The following is a 21,648-nucleotide window of genomic DNA, read 5'->3' on the forward strand; positions in this document are numbered from 1 at the left end:
GCCGTCACCGCGCCAGATTCCGGTCGGCGAGCGCCTGCACCCGGTCGAGATCGGCGTCGATCTCCGCCGGTGGCGCCGCGTCCGGCAGCAGGTCCTCGATGTCGCGCAGCGGCCGGTACCGCAGCCCGAGCACACCCCACACCATCAGCACGGCACCGGAGACCACCATCAGCGTGGCGAAGCCGCCGAGCCGGTCGGCGAGCGGTCCCGCGGTCAGGAACCCGAGCGGCTGCATGGCGGTCGCCAGCATGACGTTGATCGCCAGCACCCGGCCCTGCAGCTGCTGGCCGACCTTCGTCTGGATGATCGACAGCCAGTGCGCGTTGCCGATGCTCATGCACGCCAGCCGCACGAACAGGCCGGCGGCGACCACGAACACCGACGGCCACGCCCCCATCAGCGCCACCCCGAGCCCGGAGCCGATGACGAACGCGATCATGCCGGTGGCACGGCGGGTGGTGCCGCCCCAGGTGACCACGACGAGTGCGCCGACCGCGGCGCCGATCCCGCCGACGGCACTGACCACACCCAGTTCGCCCGTCGAGCCGATCGACAGGACCAGCGGGGTGAGCCCCACCCACATCACGGCGGTGAAGTAGTTGACCACCGCGAAGTAGCCGATCATCACCAGCAGCGGTTTGCGGCGCAGCACGAACTTCCATCCGCCGGTGACCGCCCTCGCGAACGGTTCGGCCTGGGTGAAGAACATCCGGTTCGGGAACCGCACCAGTACCAGGGTGGTCACCCCGATCGCGAACGTGGCGACGTCGGCCACGACGACCGCGGTCAGTCCGGACAGTCCCATGAGGACACCGCCGAGGACCGGCCCGAGTATCGTGCCGAGCCCGGCGCCCATGTCGGCGAGCGCGTTGGCCTGCGGCAGGTACGGCTTCGGCACCAGCTGGGCGATCGCCGCCAGGTAGGCGGGCCGGTGGAACGCCGACGCCACCGACATGACCCCGACGATCACGCAGACGGCCACGAGATCGAGCCGTCCCAAGGCGACCAGCATGGCGAGCGCGGCCATCGCCGCGCCGCTCGTCAGGTCGCAGCACAGCATGATCCGCCTGCGGTCCACCCGGTCGGCGAGCGCGCCGCCGACCGGGGTCAGGAGCATGCTCGGCACGCGGGCGAGCAACACGACCAGCGCGAGGTCGATGACGCGTCCGCTGAGCTGGTAGGCCCACACGCCGAGCGCGAACGCGCTCAGTTCGTTGCCGATCATCGACACGGCTTGGCCGCCCGCCACGGTGTAGAACGCGCGGAGCCCGCGCCGGGTCGCGGTCGCGGCGACCGGGACGTCGCCGACTTCCGGCGGCAGGTCACCGGCGGCCCAGCGGGGCAGCCGGTCCCGCAGCAGTGCGGCGACGTCGGCGGCCTGGTGGCGCAGGAAGTAGTGCCCGGCCCTGGGCAGCACGGCCAGCTCGACCCGGTCGGCGAACACACCCCACTCGCGGTACCGCTCCTGGTACAGCTCGGTCGCCGGGTCGCTCGACCCGACCACGCACAGGATCGGCGCCGTGAGCCGGGGCGTCCGCCCGGCGTCCGGGTCGAGCGCGCCGCCGAACCACGCCTGCGCCTGTCCGGCGTCGTGCCGCAGCGCACGCAGCATCGCCGCGCTCGCGGCCTCGTCCATGTCGTCCAGCAGTCCGCCGGTGGCCCGCAGCGTGTCCCGGTAGAGCCGGTCCGCCACCCAGCGTTCGCGCGGGAACCGGCGCTGCAGCCAGGCGGAAAGCTTGCCCGGCAGGCGTGCGGAGGGGAAGCTGCCCGCCACGATCACTCCGGCGACGGTGCGGCCGTCGGCTTCGAGCCGGGCGGCGAGCGCGGTGGCCACCGCGGAGCCGACGCAGTGCCCGTACACCGCGACCGGGCCGGTGACGGTCCGGCCGATCTCGTCGGCCAGCAGGTCCACGACCTCGTCGACGGTGCGGAACGCCTCGTCGGGCCGGGCCACGTCGTGTCCGGGCAGTTCGACGGCGAGCAGGTCGATGTCCGGTGTGGCGGCAGCGAGTTCGGTGGCCAGAGGCTGGAACACCGCGGCCGAGCCGCCGCCGTAGGGCACGCAGACGAGCGTCACGTCCGGTGTGCCCGCGCGGGCGGGGGAGAGACGGTGCAGCAGGCGCCCGTCGCCGGTCTCCTGCCCGGCGTCGAGATGAGCCGCCAGTTCGCGGACGGTCGGGTGCAGGAACAGGTCGATGACCCGAAGCCGCTCGTCGATCAGCCGGACCGCGCGGACCGCGGTGAACGAATGGCCGCCGAGGGCGAAGAAGTCGTCGTCCGCACGGACCTCGGGTACATCGAGCACCTGTGCCCACACCTTAGCGACGCGTTGCTCGGTCGGCGTTTCCGGCGCGCCCGATCCGGTCACCGGCGCGGCAAGGGGCCTGTCGGTGGGCTCGGTGACCGGGCGGGACCCGGCGCGGGCCGGGCCGACCGCGGCGACCGGCTGGTCCACATTGGACAGCAAGCCGGTCAGGAGTGACTGGAAGTCGGCGACGATCCCTTCCGCGGTGTCGGCGTCGAAGAGGTCGGCCCGGTAGGCGAGGCCACCGAGGTAGGTGTCGCCGTCGTTGACCAGCACCATGCTGAGGTCGAACTTCACCTGCTCGCCCGCGTCGCGGACGGCCGTCACTTCGACACCCGGGATGGCGGGCGGTGTCGCCGGCTGGTCGAGGACGTTCAGCACTACCTGGAAGATCGGCGTCGCGGCCACGGACCGCTCCGGCCGCAGCCGCTCGATGATCCCTTCGAGGGGCGTCTCGGCGTGCGCGAACGCGCCGAGCACGGTCTCGCGGGACCGGCCGAGCAACTCGCGCACGGTCGGGTCGCCGCCGAGGTCCGTGCGCAATACGAGCGTGTTCACGAAACAGCCCACCGTCGACTCGACGTCCGGGTGATGCCGTCCGGACTCCGGTACGCCGACCGCGACGTCGTCGGTCCCGGCGCGGCGGCCGAGCAGTTCCTGCCAGCAGGCCAGCAGCACCATGAACGGCGTCACACCCGCTTCGGCCGCGACCTGCCGGACGCGTGCGGTGAGCTCGGCGGGGAGGGCGAACCGTACGTGCCCGCCGGACCAGTCGGCCACCGCCGGGCGGGGCCGGTCGGTCGGCAACGCGAGCAGCGGCGGCAGCCCGGACAGGCGGTCGCACCACCAGTCCAGGTCCTCGTCGCGCCCGCGGGCGGCCAGCCAGGCGGCGTAGTCCGCGTACTGGACGGGCAGGGCCGCGTCGGGTGCCGATCCCGCGAGCCGGGCGGCGTACGCGTCGGCGAGGTCCTTGCCGATGACGCCGCGCGACCAGTTGTCCGTCGCGATGTGGTGCACGGTGAGCGCGAGGACGTGCTCATCGGCGGCGATCCGGAACAGCGAAGCCCGCAGCGGCGGCTGCCGGTCCAGCGCGAACGGCCGCGCCAGCTCGGCCCGGCACGCCGCGTCCACCCGGTCGGCCGCGATGTCCACAATGGACACGGGCACGCGGTCGGCGGGCACTGGCACGGCCACCGGGGTGCCGTCCCGCTCCTCGATCACGCTGCGCAGGACGGTGTGCCGTGCTGCGACGTCCCGGACCGCGAGCGCCATCGCCGTCGAGTCCAGCGGCCCGCGCAGCCGCAGCACGAGATCGGCGTGATAGGCCGACCCCGGGCCGAGTAGTTCGAGAAACCACAGCCGCGCCTGCGCGGACGACAGCGGCGCGGGTGCTTCGGGGTCCGGCCGCACGGGGATGGGCGCCCCGCCGAACACGCCGCCCGGGTCGGCGGCCAGCGCGGCGGCGAGGTCGGCCAGCACCGGGTGCTCGAACACCGTGCGCACGGCGACGTCGCGGCGCAGCGCCTCTCCCAGCCGTCCCGCCACGCGCACCGCGGCGAAGGAATGACCGCCCACGGCGAAGAAGTCGTCGTCAGCGGCGATGTCGGCGACACCGAGCACGTCGCCCCAGACCCGCGCCACGAGCCGCTCGGCCGGGGTCGCCACCGGCCGCCGCGCGGCAGGCTCCCGCTCGGCCGCGTCGGGTAGCGCCGCCCGGTCGATCTTGCCGTTCGCGTTGAGCGGCAAGCGGTCCAGGACCGAGAGCGAGCCCGGCACCATGTAGTCCGGCAACCGGTCACGCAGCGCCCGCCGCACGGCCGGGACCGCGAGATCGGCACCCGGCGCGGGCACCAACCACGCCGCGAGCCTGCGGTCCAGACCGGCGCCGACCGGCAGCACCACGGCCTCGGCCACCCCGTCGACGTCGCGGAGGGCGGCGGTGACCTCGCCCAGTTCCACCCGGTGGCCGCGCACCTTCACCTGGTCGTCGGCGCGGCCGAGGAACTGCACGGTGCCGTCGGCACGGACACGCAACAGGTCGCCGCTGCGGAAGCACCGCACGCCGGTGCCCAGCGGATCGGGTACGAACCGGGCCGCGGTCTGCGTGTCGTCGCCCAGGTAGCCGCGGGTGATCTGCGGCCCGCCGATCACCAGTTCGCCGGTCATGCCGTCGGGCACGACCTCGCCGCGCGCGTCGACGAGATGGCCGACGACCCCGGGCAGCGGCGTGCCGAGTGGCACGTATCCGGTGCGCTCGTGCGGCGGGACGGCCGCCACGTCGCACGTCATCGAGATCATCGTGCTCTCGGTGTGCCCGTAGTGGCTCTGCACCCGCAGACCGGGACGGGCCGCCTCGACCCGCTCGACGAGCGACCACGGGCACGCCTCGCCGGCGAGGATCAGCAGCCGCCTCGGCAGCACGGAGGCCAGATCTCCATGCCGGGCAAGGAGTTCCAGGTGGCTGGGCACGCACTTGAGCACGTCGACCGGATGCTCGGCCAGATACCCGGCGAAGGCTTCCGGATCCATCGCGGTGTCCCGGTCGACCAGGTGGACGGTGCCGCCGGTGGTCAGCGCGCCGTACACGCAGGTGAGACCGAAGTCGGCCGCCGGGGTGGAGACGACCGCGAACGACGCGCCCGCCACGTCGCCGAGCCGGGGCAGCATGCCCGACAGGTAGTGCGCGACGTTGCGGTGCTCGACCGCGACCCCCTTCGGCGCACCGGTCGAACCGGACGTGAAGATCACGTGGATCAGGTCGTGCCCCGCGACCGGGACGTCCAGCCGGGTGCTGGGCTGGGCAGCGACCGCATCGTCGACGGTCAGCACCGTGACCCCGGGAACGGTGATGTCGATGCCGGGTTCGGCGAGCAGGATCCGCGCGCCCGCGGTGGCGAGGATGGCGGCCACCCGAGCCTGCGGATAGGTGGTGTCCATCGGCAGGTAGGCGCCGCCGGACTTCATGATGCCCAGCACCGCGCACGCCACGTCCGTGCCCTGTTCGAGCAGCAGCCCGACCGGCTCGTCGGCATGGACTCCGAGCGCTCGCAGCCGGTGCGCGATCCGGTTGGCGCGTTCGTCGAGCCGCCGGTAGGTGAGCGTGCCGGTCGCGCCGACCACGGCGACGCGGTCGGGGTACCGGTCGGCGGTGTCCTCGATCAGCGTGTGCACCGGGCGGAGTCCGGTCCACTCCGGTTCCGGGCCCGCCAGCGCCGGGGTAGTGACGACTTCGAGGGGCACGTCGGCCACGTGTCGGTCGAGGTCCGCGGTGATCCCGTCGACGAGCGAGACGAACCAGCGGGCGATCCGCTCCGCGGTGCCCCGGTCGAACAGGTCGGTGCGGTAGGCCAGCCCGCCCGAATAGCCATCGCCGGACCGGGACAGCGCGAGGTTCAGGTCGTACTTGACGCTGCGCACCGGCGGTTCGGTGACCCGGGCGGCCAGACCGGGCAGCTCGGGTGCCCGCGACGGTTCGTCGAGCACGTTGAGCATGACCTGGAAGACCGGCGACGCGTCGAGCCCGCGCCGGGGCGCGACCCGCTCCACGATCCGCTCGAACGGCACGTCCGTATGCGCGAACGCGTCGAGCACCGTGTCCCGGGCGGCGGCGAGCAGTTCACGGCCGGTGGTCGCCCCGGCCAGGTCGGTGCGCAGCACCAGCGTGTCGACGAAGCAGCCGACGACCCGTTCGGCGTCCGGATGGCGCCGGCCCGACTCCGGTACCCCCACCGGCACGTCGGTCGTCCCGGCCAGCCTGGCGAGCAGGGTCTGCCAGCACGCCAGGAACACCATGAACGGGGTGGCGCCGGTGGTGCGGCCGATCTCCCGCAGTCGCGCGGTGAGCGCGGCGGGCACTTCGACTTCGACCTCGGCGCCCTCGTCCCCGGCCACGGCCGGACGGGGCCGGTCGGTCGGCAGCTCCAGCACCGGCGGGAGCCCGGCGAGCCGCTCGGACCACCAGTCCAGGTCGGCCTCGGCGGTGCCCGGCCTGGAACCGTTCCACGCCACCAGGTCCGCGTACTGGAGAGCCGGTGGCGGCGGCATGTCGCGGACGCCGAGGCGGGCCGTGTAGCAGGCGGCGAGGTCGTCGAGCACGACGGCGACCGACGGGGCGTCCATCGCGATGTGGTGGAACGTCAACGCCAGTACCCGCCGGTCGGCGGTGACCCGGAACACCACGGCCCGCATCGGTGGCATGTCTTCGAGCGCGAACGGACGGGTGGCCTCGGCGGCCACCGCGGCGTCCAGCTCCGCCGCCGTGACGTCCACAGTGGACACCGGGACGGTGGGTCCGGCGCACCGCATCGGTTCGCCGTCTATCTCCCGGTACACGCCGCGGAGCACGTCGTGGCGGTCGGCGACGTCGCGGACCGCGGCGAGCAGCGCGGTCTCGTCGGCTGGTCCCGTCAGTTCGAGCACGAGCGGCAGGTTGTAGGCGTGGCCACCGGGTTCGAAGCGGGCCAGGAACCACAGCCTGGCCTGCGCGGGCGACAGCGGCACCGGCGACCCGTCGCGGGGGAGCCGGGGGATGGCCGGCTCCGCGGCGGGGGCGCCGCCACGCAGTGCGGCGGTGGCGCGGTCGGCGAGCAGCTCACGCATGCGCCGCTGTGCGGGGGTGACCAGCGAGTCGGTCATACCGTGCTCCCCGACGGGACATCGATGGCGTCGTCCTCCGCCAGTGCGGTCATCGCGATCCGTTCCAGTTCCGCGGCGAACTCCCGCAGCACCGGCCGGTCGAACAGACACCGCACCGGGACCGCGAAACCGAGCGCCTCGCCGAGGCGGCCGACGACCTTGGTCGCGGCGAGCGAATGTCCGCCGAGGCCGAAGAAGTCGTCCAGCGCGCCGACCCGCTCTCGGCCGAGCACCTCGGCCCAGATCACCGCGACGAGCTCCTCGACCGCCGAGGCCGGTGGGCTGTCCGGTCGCGCCGGTGCCGTGGGTGCGGGCAGCGCGGCGCGGTCCACCTTGCCGGTCGTCGTGGCCGGGAACGCGTCGAGCGGTACCCACCGGTGCGGCACCGCGTAGTCGGGGAGTCGTCCGCGCAGCACGGCCGCCACCGCGTCGGTGTCCACAATGGACGGAGTGAGGTAGCCGACGAGATGTGGTTCGCCTTCCCCGGCACGCACCACGACCACCGCGTCGGTCACTCCGGCGACCGTGCGCAGCACATGCTCCACCTCGCCGAGTTCCACCCGGTTGCCGCGGATCTTCACCTGGTGGTCGGTGCGGCCGTGGAACTCCAGCACGCCGTCGGCGCGCCAGCGGACCAGGTCGCCGGTGCGGTAGGAGCGAACCCCGTGCAGCGGGTCGACGCCGAAAGCGGCCGCGGTCTGCTCCGGGCGGTCCCGGTAGCCCGGTGTCACGCCGGCGCCGCCGATGGACAACTCGCCGACCGCGCCGGGAAGCGCGGCCTGGCCGAACGGGTCGACGACCGTGAGCAGGGTGCCGGCGATCGGTCCGCCGATCGGTAGCGGCCGGTCGGCGGACAGGTCGGTGGTGGTCACGAGATGGGTGGTCGCGGTGATGGTGGTCTCCGTGGGGCCGTAGCAGTTGCGCACGCTCGCGACCCGGGCGGTGAGCTGCCGCGCCAGTGCGACGTCGAGGGCTTCACCGCCGGAGAGCACGTGCAGTCCCGGCAGATCGGGAAGTCCGGCGGCGACGAGCATCCGCAAGGTGGTCGGGGTCGGGTTGAACCGGGTCGCGCCGGTCGCGACGAGCCGCCGTACCAGCGCGTGTCCGTCGACGGCACAGTCCCGGTCGGCGATCGCGCAGTGCGCGCCAGCGGTCAGCGTCGTCCAGATCTCGCCGGTGGCCGTGTCGAACACGAGCGGCGCCACCGCGAGCCACGTGTCGGCAGGCCGCACGTCGGTGACTTCGCGGAAGGCGTGGACCAGCGCGGAGAGGTTCCCGTGCGTGACCGCGACGCCCTTCGGCCTGCCGGTCGAGCCGGACGTGTAGAGGACGTAGGCGAGGTCGTCCTGGTCCGGCTCCCGCAGCGGGCGAGTGTCCGTGACGGGGGAGTCGAGGTCCACGACGGTCAGGTGCGGAAGTGCGGCGCGGGCCACGTCCAGTGCACGGCCGCGGGCGGCGACGACCCGGATTCCGGCGTCGGCGGCGAGCGCCGCGATCCGGTCCGCGGGATGGCCGGGATCCAGTGGCAGATACGCACCACCCGCCCGCCACACCGCGAGCAGCCCGGCGGGCAGGTATTCGTCGCGGGGCAGGCACACGCCGACCACCTCCCCGGTGGTGACACCCGCGGCGAGCAGACCGCGGGCGCCCTGTGCCGACCAGGTGGCCAGGTCCGCATAGGACAGTCGTCCGGCGGGCGACGACGTCGCCACCGCGCCGGGTGGTTGCGCGAGCACGTCGGCGACCACGGTTCGCGTGGCGGGCAAAGGTTTACCGGTGCCCCAGGCGAGCAGTTCGGCGCGGTCCGCGTCGTCCAGTATGTCTATTGTGGACAGTGCGGCGCCCGGATCGGCGGTGAGCCGGTCCAGCAGGGCGCCGTACCAGCGGGCCCAGCGTTCGATCGTGGTCCGGTCGAACAGGTCGGTGCGGAACACGAGCCTGCCCGTGTAGCCGTCGCCGGTGCGGGCGAGGTCCAGGTTCAGGTCGTACAACGCGGTGGCGACCGGTTGCGGCAGCACCGTCACGGCCAGGTCGCCGAGCGCCGCGGTCGGCTGCTCGTCGAGGACGTTCATCATCACCTGGCACACCGGGGTGCTCGCCGCGTCCCGCTCGGGCGCGAGCCGCCGCACGACCTCGTCGAACGGCACGTCGGCGTGCGCGAACGCGTCGAGTACCGCGTCGCGTGTCCTGGCCACGAGGTCGAGGCCCGACCGGGCGTCGGCCCCGAGGTCGGCACGGACGGCCACGGTGTCGACGAAGAAGCCGACCATCCTGGCCAGGTCGGCGGAGCGGCGGCCGCTGTGCGGCACCGCGACCGCGAGGTCCCGTACTCCGGCCAGCCGGGCGAGCAACAGCTGCCAGGCCGCGAGCAGGATCGTGAACGGGGTGGTCCCGGCGTCGTTCGCCAGGGTGCGGACCCGGCCGGTGACGACCGGGGACAGCCGGATCGGGACCTCGTCCGCCGTCCAGTCGGCGATGGCGGGGCGGGGCCGGTCGGCGGGCAGGCGCAACGCGGGCAAGTCCGCCAGCCGCCGTTCCCACCAGTCGAGCCCCTCGGACCGGTCCTGTTCGCGTTCCCACGTGGCGTGGTCGGCGTACTGGATCGCCGGTGGCGACGGCCAGTCGTCGGGTTCCGTGCGGTAGAACTGGTCCACTTCGGACAGCAGGAGCCGTTGGGAGACCGCGTCGGTGGCGATGTGGTGGCAGGTAAGGGTCAGCACGTGGTGGTCCGGTGCGAGCCGGAACAGGATCACGCGCAGCGGTGGCGCGGCGTCCAGCGCGAACGGCCGCCGGATCTCGGCCGCCACCGCCGCGCCCGTCTCCGATTCGTCAGTGTCCACAATGGACATAGGAATGGCATCGACCGGTCCGAGGAGCGCGACCGGCTCCCCGTCGATCTCGGTGAACCGGCTGCGCAGCACGTGATGGCGCGCCGCGAGCGCACGGATCGCGCGGTACAGCCGCGACTCGTCCAGCACGCCCCGGATCCGCAGCACGGTGGGGGAGTTGTAGGCGGCGCTGCCCGGGTCGAGCTTCGCCGCGAACCACAGCATGCGCTGCGTCGAAGACAGCGGCGCGGGTGCGTCCGGGTCCGTGCGGACGACGAGCGGGCGGTCGTCGCAAGCGGCTTCCTCGTCGAGCCGTGCGGTGAAGTCGGCGAGCACCGGGTGGTCGAACACCATGCGGACGGTGACCCGGCGTCTCAGCCGGGTGTGCAGGAGGCCGACCACCCGGGTCGCCGCGAGCGACCGGCCGCCGAGCGCGAAGAAGTCGCTGTCCGGGCCGATCCTCTCGTCGAGTTCGAGGCATTCCCGCCACACCTGCGCGACCACCGCCTCGGCCTCCGACAGCGGCGCGGCCGCGGCCGGTGGGGCGACGGTCACCGGCGGGAGTGCGCGCCGGTCGAGCTTTCCGTTGGGCAGCAAGGGGAGCGTGTCCAGGGTGCGCCACGAACTCGGCACCATGTACGTGGGCAGCAGCCGCCGCGCCTGTCGCTCGACGGCCGCCGCGTCGACGGTCGCGGGGGTGAGGTAGCCGATCACGTGCGCGTCCACGCCGTCCGCGGCCACCGTCACCGCCGCGTCGTCCACATCGGACAGTCCACGCAGTACCGACTCGATCTCGTCGAGCTCGAACCGGTTGCCCCGCACCTTCACCTGGTCGTCGGCGCGGCCGAGGAACTCCAGTGTCGCGTGATCCTGTTGCCTTGCGTCCGCTGTGGATCCACGTGGTTCCTGGCAAGACGGAGAAAAGTCGCTCGTACTGGACGTACTTGGGCTTTTCTCCGACGCAGCCAGGGGCCGCGTGGGCCGCAGCGGCGTAAGGCAAGCAGGGTCACGCGACACTGGTGTCGCGTCCGGCCGCCACCGGACCAGGTCGCCGGTGCGGTAGCAGCGCTCGCCTGGCCGCACCGGGTCGGCGACGAACGCGGACGCGGTCAGCTCGGGCCGTGCCCGGTAGCCGGTCGCGACACCGGCGCCACCGATCCACAGCTCACCGATCGCGCCGGGCGGAGCGAGCCTGCCCGCCTCGTCCATGACGTACAGCCGGGCGCCCGGCGTCGGCGAACCGATCGGGACCCGGTCCCGGTCGTGGCCGGTGACCCGGTGCGCGGTCGCCGCGACCGTGGTCTCCGTCGGGCCGTAGCCGTTCCACAGCTCGCCGACCAGCGGCAGGGCCCTCGCGGCGAGGTCCGGGTCGAGTACCTCGCCGCCGAGCAGCAGCCGCAGCGCGGGGTCACCCGTCCAGCCCGCGGCGAGCAGCATCCGCAGGCTCGTGGGGGTCAGATCGACGACCGTGACGCCGCCCTCGGCGATCCGCCGCGCGAGTAGGTGGCCGTCGACGGCGCTGTCGCGATCGGCGACGACGCAGCGCGCGCCGGTGGCGAGCGGCCACCACAGTTCCTCGGCGGACACGTCGAAGGCGAGCGGCGCGAGCGCGAGCATCGCGTCGTCCCGCGTCATGCCGGGGCGGAGCCCGCGGGACCGGACGAACGCGTGCAGGTTCGCGTGACTGATCTCGACACCCTTGGGCCGCCCGGTCGACCCCGACGTGTACAGCACGTAGGCGAGTGCGTCGCCGTCCGGCAGCACCGGCTCGAAGGGCACTCCGTCGGCCCGGTCGGCGCTGACCACGCACAGGCCCGGCACGGCGTCGGCGATCTCCGACGCCACCGGCTGGGCGTCGCCACGAGTGAGCACGACCTGCAGGCGGGCCTCACTCGCGAGCCGGGCCAGCCGCGCGACGGGTTGCTCGGTGTCGAGCGGCAGATACCCAGCACCTGCCCGCCAGACGGCGAGCAGCGCGGCGGGCAGGAACTCGTCGCGCGGCAGGCACACTCCGATCGTGTCCCCGGCCGCCACCCCGGCCGCGGCGAGGACGCGCGCGATCCGGTCGGCGTGGCCTACCAGTTCCGCGTACGTCAGCTGCCCGCCCTCAGCGGACACCGCGACCGCGTCCGGTGTCCTCGAAGCGTTGCGCCACACCGCGTCCGGCACACCACCCGCGTCGTCGGCGGGCAGCGCGGGGCCGGTGCCCCACCACGTCAGCTCAGCGAGTTCCCCGTCCGCCGCCAGTGACAGCGCGGACAGGGCGATGTCCGGTGTGGACACCGCGGCGTGCAGAAGGTGCAGCAGGGAACGGGTGAACCAGCGGGCGCGGTCGGGGGCGAGCCACGACGGGTCGTGCTCGACGATCAGCTCGGCGCCGCCCACGGTGGCGTTCACGAACACCGTCAGCGGAGTGTGGCTGCCGCCGGTCGGCAGCTCGCCGAGCAGGTCCAGCCGCGTGTCCGGCCCGTGCGCCGACAGCGGGATGCCGTCCGGCTGCACCGCGATCGACACCGGCGTGAGCGGTACCCCGGCCGGCCGGTCGCCGCCCCACAGTCCGGCGAGTTCACCGCTGGGCAGGCCCTGATGGTCGATGGCGTGCGCCGCCGTGGTCATGGCCGCGCGCAGCAGGTCGCGGAACGACGTGCCCGCCTCGATCCGTAACCGGACCGGCAGGACGTCGACCAGCGGCCCGACGGTGTGTTCGAGCTCGGGCCGGTCCCGGTGCGCGGCCGCCATCCCCAGCAGCACGTCCTGGCCGCGTACCAGCTCGCCGACCAGCACCCCCAGCGCCGACAGGTACACCGCGAACGGCGTCACCCCGGTCGCTTCGGCGAGCGCGCGCACCGCCGACCCCAGCGACTCGGGCAGTGGCGTGCTGATCCGCTCCCCGGCGAAACGCCGCCGTCCGTGCACGACGCGGTCGAACAGGGCGTCCGGCGGGATCGCTCCCGCCAGCTCGCCCGACCAGTACGCCGCCACCCGGTCTCGTTCACCGGGCACTTCCGCGAGCGCGCGTTCCCGCAACGCCACCGCACCGACCTGTGCGAAGGAAGCAAGGGGCGCGCCGGCCAGTTCCGCCATGAGCACGCCGATGGACGCGCCGTCGGTGGCGATGTGGTCGGACACGACGATCAGGTCGGCCACGTCGTCGGCGAGGCGGAGCAGCGTGATCCGCAGGAGCGGCGTGTCCCGGGTGAGGTCGAACGCGTGCCGGGCGGCGGCCGCGGCCAGTTCCCCGGCACGGCGGTTCGCGTCGGCGAGCCCGCGCAGGTCGTGCACGTCCACCGGCACCGGCACCGGCGGGCCCACCACCATGACCGGTTCGCCGTCGTGGTCGCTGATCGTGCCGCGCAGCACCTCGTGCCGCGCGACGATTCCGTCCGCGGCGGCCCGCAGCGCGGGCACCGAAACCCGCCCACGCAACCGCAGCCGCCACGCGACGGTCGTTGCCGTGCCGGTCGAGCCGAGCTGGGCGAGGGTCCACAGATCCCGTTGCGTGCCGGTCAGTGGGTAGTACTCCCGGTCCGGGTGTGCCTCCAGCGCCACCGAGGACGCCGCGGCCGGGGCGTCGGCGAGCCGCCGCGCGACCGCCGCCACCGTGCCGTCGGAGAGGAATTCCGCCAGCGTCACCACCCGGCCGGTGCTCTCCCGCAGCCGCGTGACCGCACGAGCCGCGGCGAGGGAGTGCCCGCCCGACTCGGAGAACCGGTCGTGCACACCGATTCCCGGCAGCCCGAACGCGGTCGCGACCACCTCGGCGACCAGCCGCTCGGCCTCGGTGCCCGGGGCGGCGTACTCGGTGTCCCCGCGGTCGAACACCCACGCCGCCAGCGCGGTCCGGTCCGCCTTTCCGGTCGTGCCGAGCGGGATCGCGTCGAGCACGGCGATCCGTGACGGCACCAGGTGCGCGGGCAGCCGCGACCGCAGCCACCGCGACAACTCCGGCTCGGACACCCCGTCACCGGCCGGTTCGACGAACCCGACGAGCCTGCGCTCCCCGTGTTCGTCGGCAGGCGCGAGCACCACGGCGTTGCCGACGGCCGGATGGGTGAGGAGCGCCGCCTGGACCTGTCCCGGTTCGATCCGGAAGCCACGCACCTTCACCTGGTCGTCGGCGCGGCCGACGAAGTGGTGCACGCCGTCGCGGCGCCGGACCAGGTCACCGGTGCGGTAGTGCCGGACGCCGCGGGAGTCGGCCACGAACTTCTCGGCCGTCAGCTCCGGCTGCCCCAGGTACCCGCGGGTCACGAGCGTCCCGCTGACCCACAGTTCACCGACCTCGTCGTCGCCGAGCGCGCGACCGTCGGCGTCCCGCACCGAGAACGCGGCGCCGGGAAGCGGGGTTCCGATCGGCGGGTCGTCCATCCCGTCCCGGGCGACCTCGTGGCACGAGCAGTTCACGGTCGCCTCGGTCGGGCCGTAGCAGTTCACGATCCGCCGCACGCCCTCGTTGGCGTAGAGGCGGTCGACGAGCGACCGGTGCAGTGCCTCGCCCGCGATCGCGACGGTCCGCACCGAACGCGGCAGCGGTGTGCGCGCCAGCACCGCCAGCACGGACGGCACGCCCTGGACGAACGTCACCTCGTCCCGTGCGGCCAGTCCGGGCAGCGCGAGCAGGTTCTCGGCGAGCACCAGGCTCCCGCCGGTCACCAGGGGCGGGAACACCTCGGCGACGGACGCGTCGAAGCAGACCGACGCGGCGCCGAGCACGCCACGCAGTTCGTCGTCGCCGTAGGTCGCGGCCGCCCACGCCAGCAACGCGAGCACGTTGCGATGCTCGACCTGGACACCTTTCGGCCTGCCGGTGGAGCCGGACGTGTAGATCACGTACGCGAGGTCCGTGCCGGAACCCGGGACACCGGGGGAGGTCGTGGGCGATGCGGCGACGTCCCCGACGGCCAGCACCGGCACGCCGGCGTCCGCGAGCGCGACCGGATCCGGTTCGTCCGCCACCACCAGTGACAGTCCGGAGTCCGCGACGACCGACGCGCCGTGCGCCGGGGGAGCGGACGGGTCCAGCGGGACGTACGCGCAGCCCGCCTTCAGCACCCCCAGCAGTGTGGGCATCAGCCACCGGCCGCGGCGCAGGCACACGCCGACCAGGTCTCCGCGAGCAACCCCACGGCGGAGCAGGGCGTGCGCGACCGTGTTCGCGACCTCGTCCAGCCGGGCGTAGCTCAGCCGCTCGTCGCCCGCGACGAGCGCACAGCGGTGGGGTGTCCTTCTCGCCTGCTCCTCGAACGCCTCGTGTACCCGTTCGAACACACCCAGATCTACCCGCAACCCGCTGAACCCCCTCGTGACCCGGCCGGACTTCACAGGCCTCGGCAGATTGAACTTCCGGTTCGGCGCCCGGTCCAGGAATTCCGACCGGAACAATGCGGACGGCAAGTTCCGGTCACGAAGCCACCATCGCGATGCCCATCGCGTCGTAAAGCGACCGCGCGCGTTCGCGGTACGGCCTGGCCTTGTCCGGAGCCCCTACGTCGTCGTGGGTCGCGGCGATACCGGTCAGCGCGCGGGCCTCCTCGTGCGGTTCGCGGGTGAGCCGGGCGAGTTCGGCGGCCCGTGTGTAGTGCGCCAGCGCGGCCGACCGGTCGCCGCACGCCAGCGCGCTGTCCGCGAGCCCGTTGTGCACGAGGGTCTCCAGCGGCCGGATGCCGGTTGTCATCGCGATGTCGAGCGCCGCTTCCTGATGCAGGCGGGCCGCTGCCGCGTCGCCCTGCCGGAGATGCACCAGCCCGAGATAGGCCAGTGCGTACCCTTCGGCCTCCCGGTGACCTTCGGCCCTGCTGACCGTCAGCGATCGGTCGAGGTGGTCGTGGGCTTCCGACCACCGGCCCAGCGCGCGGTACACGTCCCCGAGATTGTGCAGCGAGATCGCCTCGCTCAGCCGGTCACCGATGCTTTGGGCATTGGTCAGGCACTGCCGATAGCAGTCGAGAGCGGCGACCAGTTCGCCCCGGCGTTCGTGGACGAAGCCGAGGTTGGACAGCGAGCGTCCTTCGTTGAGGCGGTCGCCGGTCTCCTGGGAAACCGTGACCGCCTTGCTCAGGTGATCCGCCGCGTCGGCGTACCGGCCCAGCTGCGCGTACACGGTGCCGAGGGTGTTCAGCGCGCGGCCGGTGACGACCGGGCTCCCGTCGACGTCGAGGCAGCGGGTCAGGTGCGTCACCGCCTCGTCGAAATGGCCGAGCCTGGCGCAGATCGCGGCCAGATCGACGAGCGCCTGCTGGGTGCCGATGGCGTCGCCCGCCCGCTGTGCCTCGGCGAGCGCGAGCCGGTGCAGTGTGCGCAGGGCGCCGTAGTGACCGTGCACCCGCAACGCCTGCCACAGCACGGTCGAGAGGTCGCGGGCGTACGTGTCGCCGGTGGCCGACGACTGTTCCGCGATGGCGATCAAGGTGGGCAGTTCCGCCGCCAGCCAGGTCGCCGCGTCCTCCGCACCGGTGAACATGACGTTCCCGGTGATCGGGGTGAGCAGCGGTCTTCGGTTGGGGTCGCCCGCCGTCATCGACCCGGCCGCGTCGGCCGCCCCGGCCACGCAGTGCTCGGCGAGGCGGCGCAGGGCGGCCGATCGCCGCTGCGCCGGTTCCTCGTCGGCGCGGCCGCGCGCGTAGTCGCGGACCAGGTCGTGGAACTCGAACCGTCCGTCCGCGCGGTGCGCGAGCAGCAGGTGGCTGTCGACGAGCGCGTCGAGGAGCCGGTGGGTCTCCGGCGGGTCCGTGCCCAGCAGCGCCGCCGCCGCGGCGATGTCCCAGTGCGGGCCGGGATGGAGGCCGAGCAGACGCAGGGCCGAGGCCACGTCGCCGGGCAGCGCGTCGTAGGACCAGGACAGCACGGAGGGCAGTGAGGTCGTCTTCTCTTCGGTGGTCAGCGCTGCGAGCCGGTCCCCGGCCGGACGCATCGAGGACGCCACGTTCGCCAGGCTCCGGTGGTGCGCGAGCCGCTCACCGACGATGCGCAGGGCGAGTGGCAGGCCGCCGCACCCCGACACCATGTCGGCGAGCGCGGTGCGGTCGGCGAACCTCCGTCCGGGACCCGCCAGCCGGTCGAGCAGGGAGAACGACTCCTGCTCGGTCAGCAGCGGCACCGGCACCCGGTGCGCGTCGGCGCTGATCGTCAGCCCGTGCAGTGCCGCGCGGCTCGTCACCACCACCGCGCAGCCCGCGTGGCCGGGCAGCAGCGGCCGGACCTGGTCCGCCGAGCGGGCGTTGTCCAGCACGATGAGGACCGAGCGGCCTGCCAGCTCACTGCGCAGCGACGCGGCCCGGTCGTCGAGGTCGGCGGGCACGTCCGCCACGGGCACGCCGAGCGCCCGCAGGAACGACCGCAGCACCTCGCCCGGGTCGGCGGGCGCCCCCGGCCCGTACCCGCGCAGGTTCGCGAACAACTGCCCGTCGGGGAAGTCGTGTTTGACCCGCTGCGCCCACTGCACGGCCAAGGAGGTCTTGCCGACCCCGGCCATGCCCTCCAGTACCGCCACGACGACACCCCCGCCGTCCCCCTCGCCGAGGAGGGCGTCGAGCGCGTCGATCTCCCGCTGCCGCCCGACGAACGACGTGATACCCGAGGGCAGTTGCGCGGGCACCGAAGCGACCGGCGTTCTCGGGGGCGACACCGCGTCCGGGCAGTAGTGCCGGACGAACCGGCTCGCTTGCTCGCCCTGGAGACCCAGCCCCACCGCCAGCGCCTCCACCGAATGGCGCCGCGGCCGGGCGACCCGGCCGCGCTCGATGTTGCTGATGCTGCGCACCGTCAGCCCGGTGCGTTCCGCCAACTCCTCCTGGGTGAGCCCGGCTTCCCGCCTCGACTCACCCAGCAACGAACTCGGACGACGGTCCATTTTGCGGATGTTAGAGCGGGTGCGACGACGAAAAGCCGTGGTTCGCCGACGACTTTGATCGAAATTGGTCGAAAACGCCGGATCCTGCTCACGCTCAGTCCACACCGGAACACCATGAGGGGGGTCGGCGGAGCTGAGGTGCATTCTGCCTGACTGTCCACAGGAGACACTTCCGCCAGATGGAATGTCCGGTTGATGGCGATATGCCTGATTTTAGGGTGAGGTAGTCGGGGCTGAAGGGGACCTTCCCCTCGTCTCATGCGGCGAAGGGAGCTTTCCCCACATCGCATGACGCTGATGGGAAAGTCCCCTTCGGAGGGGTGATGCAAAGGTGGCGTGGGTCGTGAGTGGCGATTCGGGTCAGAACCCGAACGGTGTCTTGGGTACCTATGTGGATTCCGGCTGCGCTTGATCCCAGGCCCGGTCCGTGAAGGCCTCCTTGCCTACCCTGAGGGTTGGTAAGGAGGCCTTCACTACCGTGGTGATCGCCACTCGCGACCAACCCGAGGCATTCAAGATCAACTTGAGTCCCGGTGGCGCCTGCTCGCCCGGCGTGAGGTGGTCTACCAGGCCGCGGTCAGGCCAGGTCAGTCGAAGAGCCTGTGCACCCAGCCGATGGCGTCCTCCACCTTGTGATCCCCCCAAGCGCCGATCTCTTCGTAACGGTGCTCGAGCAAATTCTTCCCGATGGGCGACGTGCCGACCCGGAGGCTGCGGCCGTAGATCTCGATCGATCCGATCAGGGTGAGGCCGTGGTTCACCATCGCCTTGCCGAGGGCCGTGTGGAACTCCTTGCTTTCCCAGCCGTACGCGTAGCCGGACGTGCCTGCTGCGAGATATCCGGCGTTGATGGACATGATCTTGAGTGCGCCGCTGACGACGTACAACTGCCAGGGCTTCCTGCTCATGCCGAACGTGGCGACCGCGATGATGCCGTCGATCAAGCCGGTTATGTCGGAAAGTCCGTTGTAATAGCGGGACATGAGTGCGGCGATGTCCCTGCTGTTCCAGGATTCGAACGGCCACACGGCGAAGATCGAGCAGTCGCCGCGCGCGTGGGGATCGTCGGTGCAGAGGTCACTGCCGGCGTCCTTGTGTTCCCGGGCCTTCATCCATGCCCGCTGCGCGGCGAGCGCGGCCTCGGCTTTCGCGGCCTCGGTGGCGATGAACCGTGCCCGGCTCGCCGCTTCCGCCGCCGTGGCAGCGTCCTGGCCTGCCTGGAGTGCGGATGCGCGGGCATTGTTCGCCGAGACCTGGGCGCTGCCGGCGTACCCGACCGCCCGGTCGGCGGAGTCGATGGCGCGCAACATCGAGTAGTTCGCCGCCCGCCGTGCCCGGTTCGCGACGGCCGCCGCGGCCGCCGCCTGCTCGGCGGAGCGCCGGGCGTCCGCGGCGGACTGCTCGGCGGCCGCGGCGTTGTTCGCGGCTTCGGTGGCGGACCGCTGGGCGTCCGCCGCGTACCCGGCCGCCCGGTTCGCCCAGGTGACCGCTTCGGCGGCGGCCTTCCTCGCCTCCGCCGCGGCCTTGGACGCCAGCGCCGCGTCCGCCAGCGCGTTCGACGCGATCCTGGCCGCGTGCGCGATGGCCGCCCGGATCGCGGCGACGTGGGCGGCCCGGTCCTGGTCGAGCTGAATGGTGTCGAACTGGGTGCCGACGACGAAGTTGTGGCGCATGTTGGTGGTGCCCGCGAGCGCGATCTGCGCCGCCGCCTTTGTGTACGGGCCGCCCTCGTTGAGCAGCCGATAAGCCTCGACCTGGTCGTCCTCGGCGGCCGCGTCGACGATGGCCACCTTGAGGAAGTGGTGCAACGCCGCGGCCGATCCGTCGTCCAGTGCCGCCTGCGCGGCGGTGCGCGTCGACGTCCCGGGATTGCCGGCGAGGATGTCGAAGATCGCCACCCTGTTGTCCTCCGCCGCGGCCTCGATGGCGCCGGTCGTGAGGAATTCGGTGACCGCGGCGGGATCGTCGTTCTGCAGTGCCCGGGTGGCGGCGTCGGCGACCGCGACGGTCGCCACAGCGGCGACGGCGGCGACGGATTCGCTGTCGTCCTGGCGTTGTGACAGCACCCGGTCGGCGCGGAGCCAGGCGAGCACGTCCTCGTCGCCGCCCGCGACGGCGAATTCCGCCGCCGATCTCGTCCAGCTCCTGGTGACACCGTTGGTGATCAGTTTGAGTGCGGCCTGCCGTCCCAGCGTGACCGCTCGGCCGGTGTCGCCCTCCCGCAACGCGGTTTCGGCGCTTGCGATCAAGGTGCGGGTCGCTTCGTCGGTCAGTGCGCTCTGCGTTTGCTGCCGGGTGATTCTGGCTCGCCCGTCCGCCTCGGCCCGTGCGTCCCGCTGGGCGAGTTCGACGCCGAGTTCCGTCTCCTCGGCCAACGAGGCGGTCTCGGCGTCCCTGGCCGCCTGCTCGACGGCTCGTGCCTGATTGACCGTGTCCATGGCCAGGGTGGCGGCCGCGACGGCGCGCTGGGCGGCGGCCGTCGACCCGTTGGCGTAGTCGATCGCCTGACCAGCGTGGTCGGCGGCCTCCTCCGCGGCGGCCGCCGCGGCGTCCGCGTGGTCGGCGGCGCTGTTCGCGGCGTCGCGCGCGGCGGCGGCCGCCGATGAGGCCTGGTTGGCGAACGCTCGCGCGGCGGCCGCCGCACGGTTGGCGCGCGCCGCCGCGGCGTTGGCCACGGCAGCGGCTTGACGGGCTTCCGCGGCCTCGGCCTGTGCCACCCCGGCGGCCGCCGCGGCGTCGGCCGACGCGTTCGCCGCCGATGCCGCGTCGGTCGCGGCGGCCGCGGCCGAGGTACCGGCCGAGACCGCGCTCCAGCTGGCGATTCGTGCCTGCTCGGCGGCGCGCGCGGCGTTACGCGCCTGGCCGGCGGCGTTGCGGGCGGTGACGGCGGCCTGCCGTGCGGCTGCCGCGGCGCTCGCGTTCTGGGACGCGGAGATGGCGGCGTTGTACGCGCGAGCGGCCGCCCGGCCCGCCGCGGCCGTGGCGTGCGCGGCGGCCTGGGAGGCGTAAGCGGCGCGGCGCGCGGCTTGCTGTGCGGCACGGGACGCGCTGATCGCGGTGGCCGCGCAGGAGGCCGCGCCCTTCGCCGCGCGGGCGGCGGCGTTGGCCGCCTTCGCCGAGCGGCGCACGTCGTTCTGCGCGGCGCGGGCCTCGGCCAGTGCGGCGAGTGCGGCCTGTTTCGCTTTGAGCGCCGCCTCTTTCGCGGCGTTGGACAGGGCAACGGCCTGGTCGGTGCACCGTTGCGCGATCCGGCCTTCCCGCTCGACGATCCCGACCAGCTGCTCGATGGTGGCGGCCTCTTCGTCGCGGGCACGCGCGATGTACTGGCCGGTGCGCAGGAACCAGTTGATCGCTCCCGGGGTACCGGCGTCGAGTGCCCGCTGGGCGTAGAGCTTCACCTGCGGTGAAGCCGTGGCGAGCATTTTGAAGACAAGGACCCGGTTGTCCTCGTCGTGGGCCGGGTACTGGCCGTCGTCGATGAACGCGGTGAACGCGGCGAGGGTGTTGGTGTTCAGCGCTTCGGTGGCCGCCCGCTGCACCGAGGTCCCACCCGTGTTCTTGATGGTCAGTACCTCGACCCGCTTGTCCTCGGTGACCGCGGCGGCGTAGCCGTCCTGCATGAAGCCCGACATCGCGGCGCCGCCGCCGTCCAGGGCGTTGCCGATCGCGCTGGTGGCCGCGCGGCCCGCGAAGGGCAGCGCGGCGAACAGGGCGAACTGGTTGTCTTCGTGGATGGCCGGCTGGAGCCGGTTGTTCAGGAAATCCGTGATGTCCGCGTCGGAACCGGCCAGCGCGGCCATCGCCTCGCGGCGCACCGCCTTGCCGCCGATTTTGTACTGCCACACGGCCCGCCCCCGGATGGTGTCCGGCAGCCCCGTCGCAGTCGGGTCGGCGGCGGCGAGTGCCGGAGGTGCCGTGGCGAGTGAGAGCCCGGCAGGCAATACGGTCAGGGCGGCGGCACCACCTAGCGCGTGAAGCGCCTGGCGTCTGGACCATTCGTTCGAGGACATCACGGATTCCTTTCCAGAGCG

General features: G+C 73.0%; 4 protein-coding genes. All 4 read right to left on the reverse strand.

The genetic code is table 11. The features are described 5' to 3' along the window. Positions 1 to 4: 4 nt before the first annotated feature. On the reverse strand, positions 5 to 6,940 hold the full coding sequence (locus tag AC069I_RS30480; protein WP_478266973.1) for an amino acid adenylation domain-containing protein: 6,936 nt from the start codon (positions 6,938 to 6,940) through the stop codon (positions 5 to 7). Then, on the reverse strand, positions 6,937 to 15,036 hold the full coding sequence (locus AC069I_RS30485) for an amino acid adenylation domain-containing protein (RefSeq protein ID WP_478266974.1): 8,100 nt from the start codon (positions 15,034 to 15,036) through the stop codon (positions 6,937 to 6,939). The genes AC069I_RS30480 and AC069I_RS30485 overlap by 4 nt, the downstream gene beginning before the upstream one ends. 133 nt (positions 15,037 to 15,169) lie before the next feature. Further along, positions 15,170 to 17,617, reverse strand: coding sequence for an ATP-binding protein (locus AC069I_RS30490; protein WP_478266975.1), 2,448 nt, complete (start codon positions 17,615 to 17,617; stop codon positions 15,170 to 15,172). Positions 17,618 to 18,204: 587 nt separating this feature from the next. Next, on the reverse strand, positions 18,205 to 21,627 hold the full coding sequence (locus AC069I_RS30495; RefSeq protein WP_478266976.1) for an ALF repeat-containing protein: 3,423 nt from the start codon (positions 21,625 to 21,627) through the stop codon (positions 18,205 to 18,207). Positions 21,628 to 21,648: the final 21 nt, after the last annotated feature.

The organism is Amycolatopsis sp. NPDC043885 (assembly GCF_056435685.1).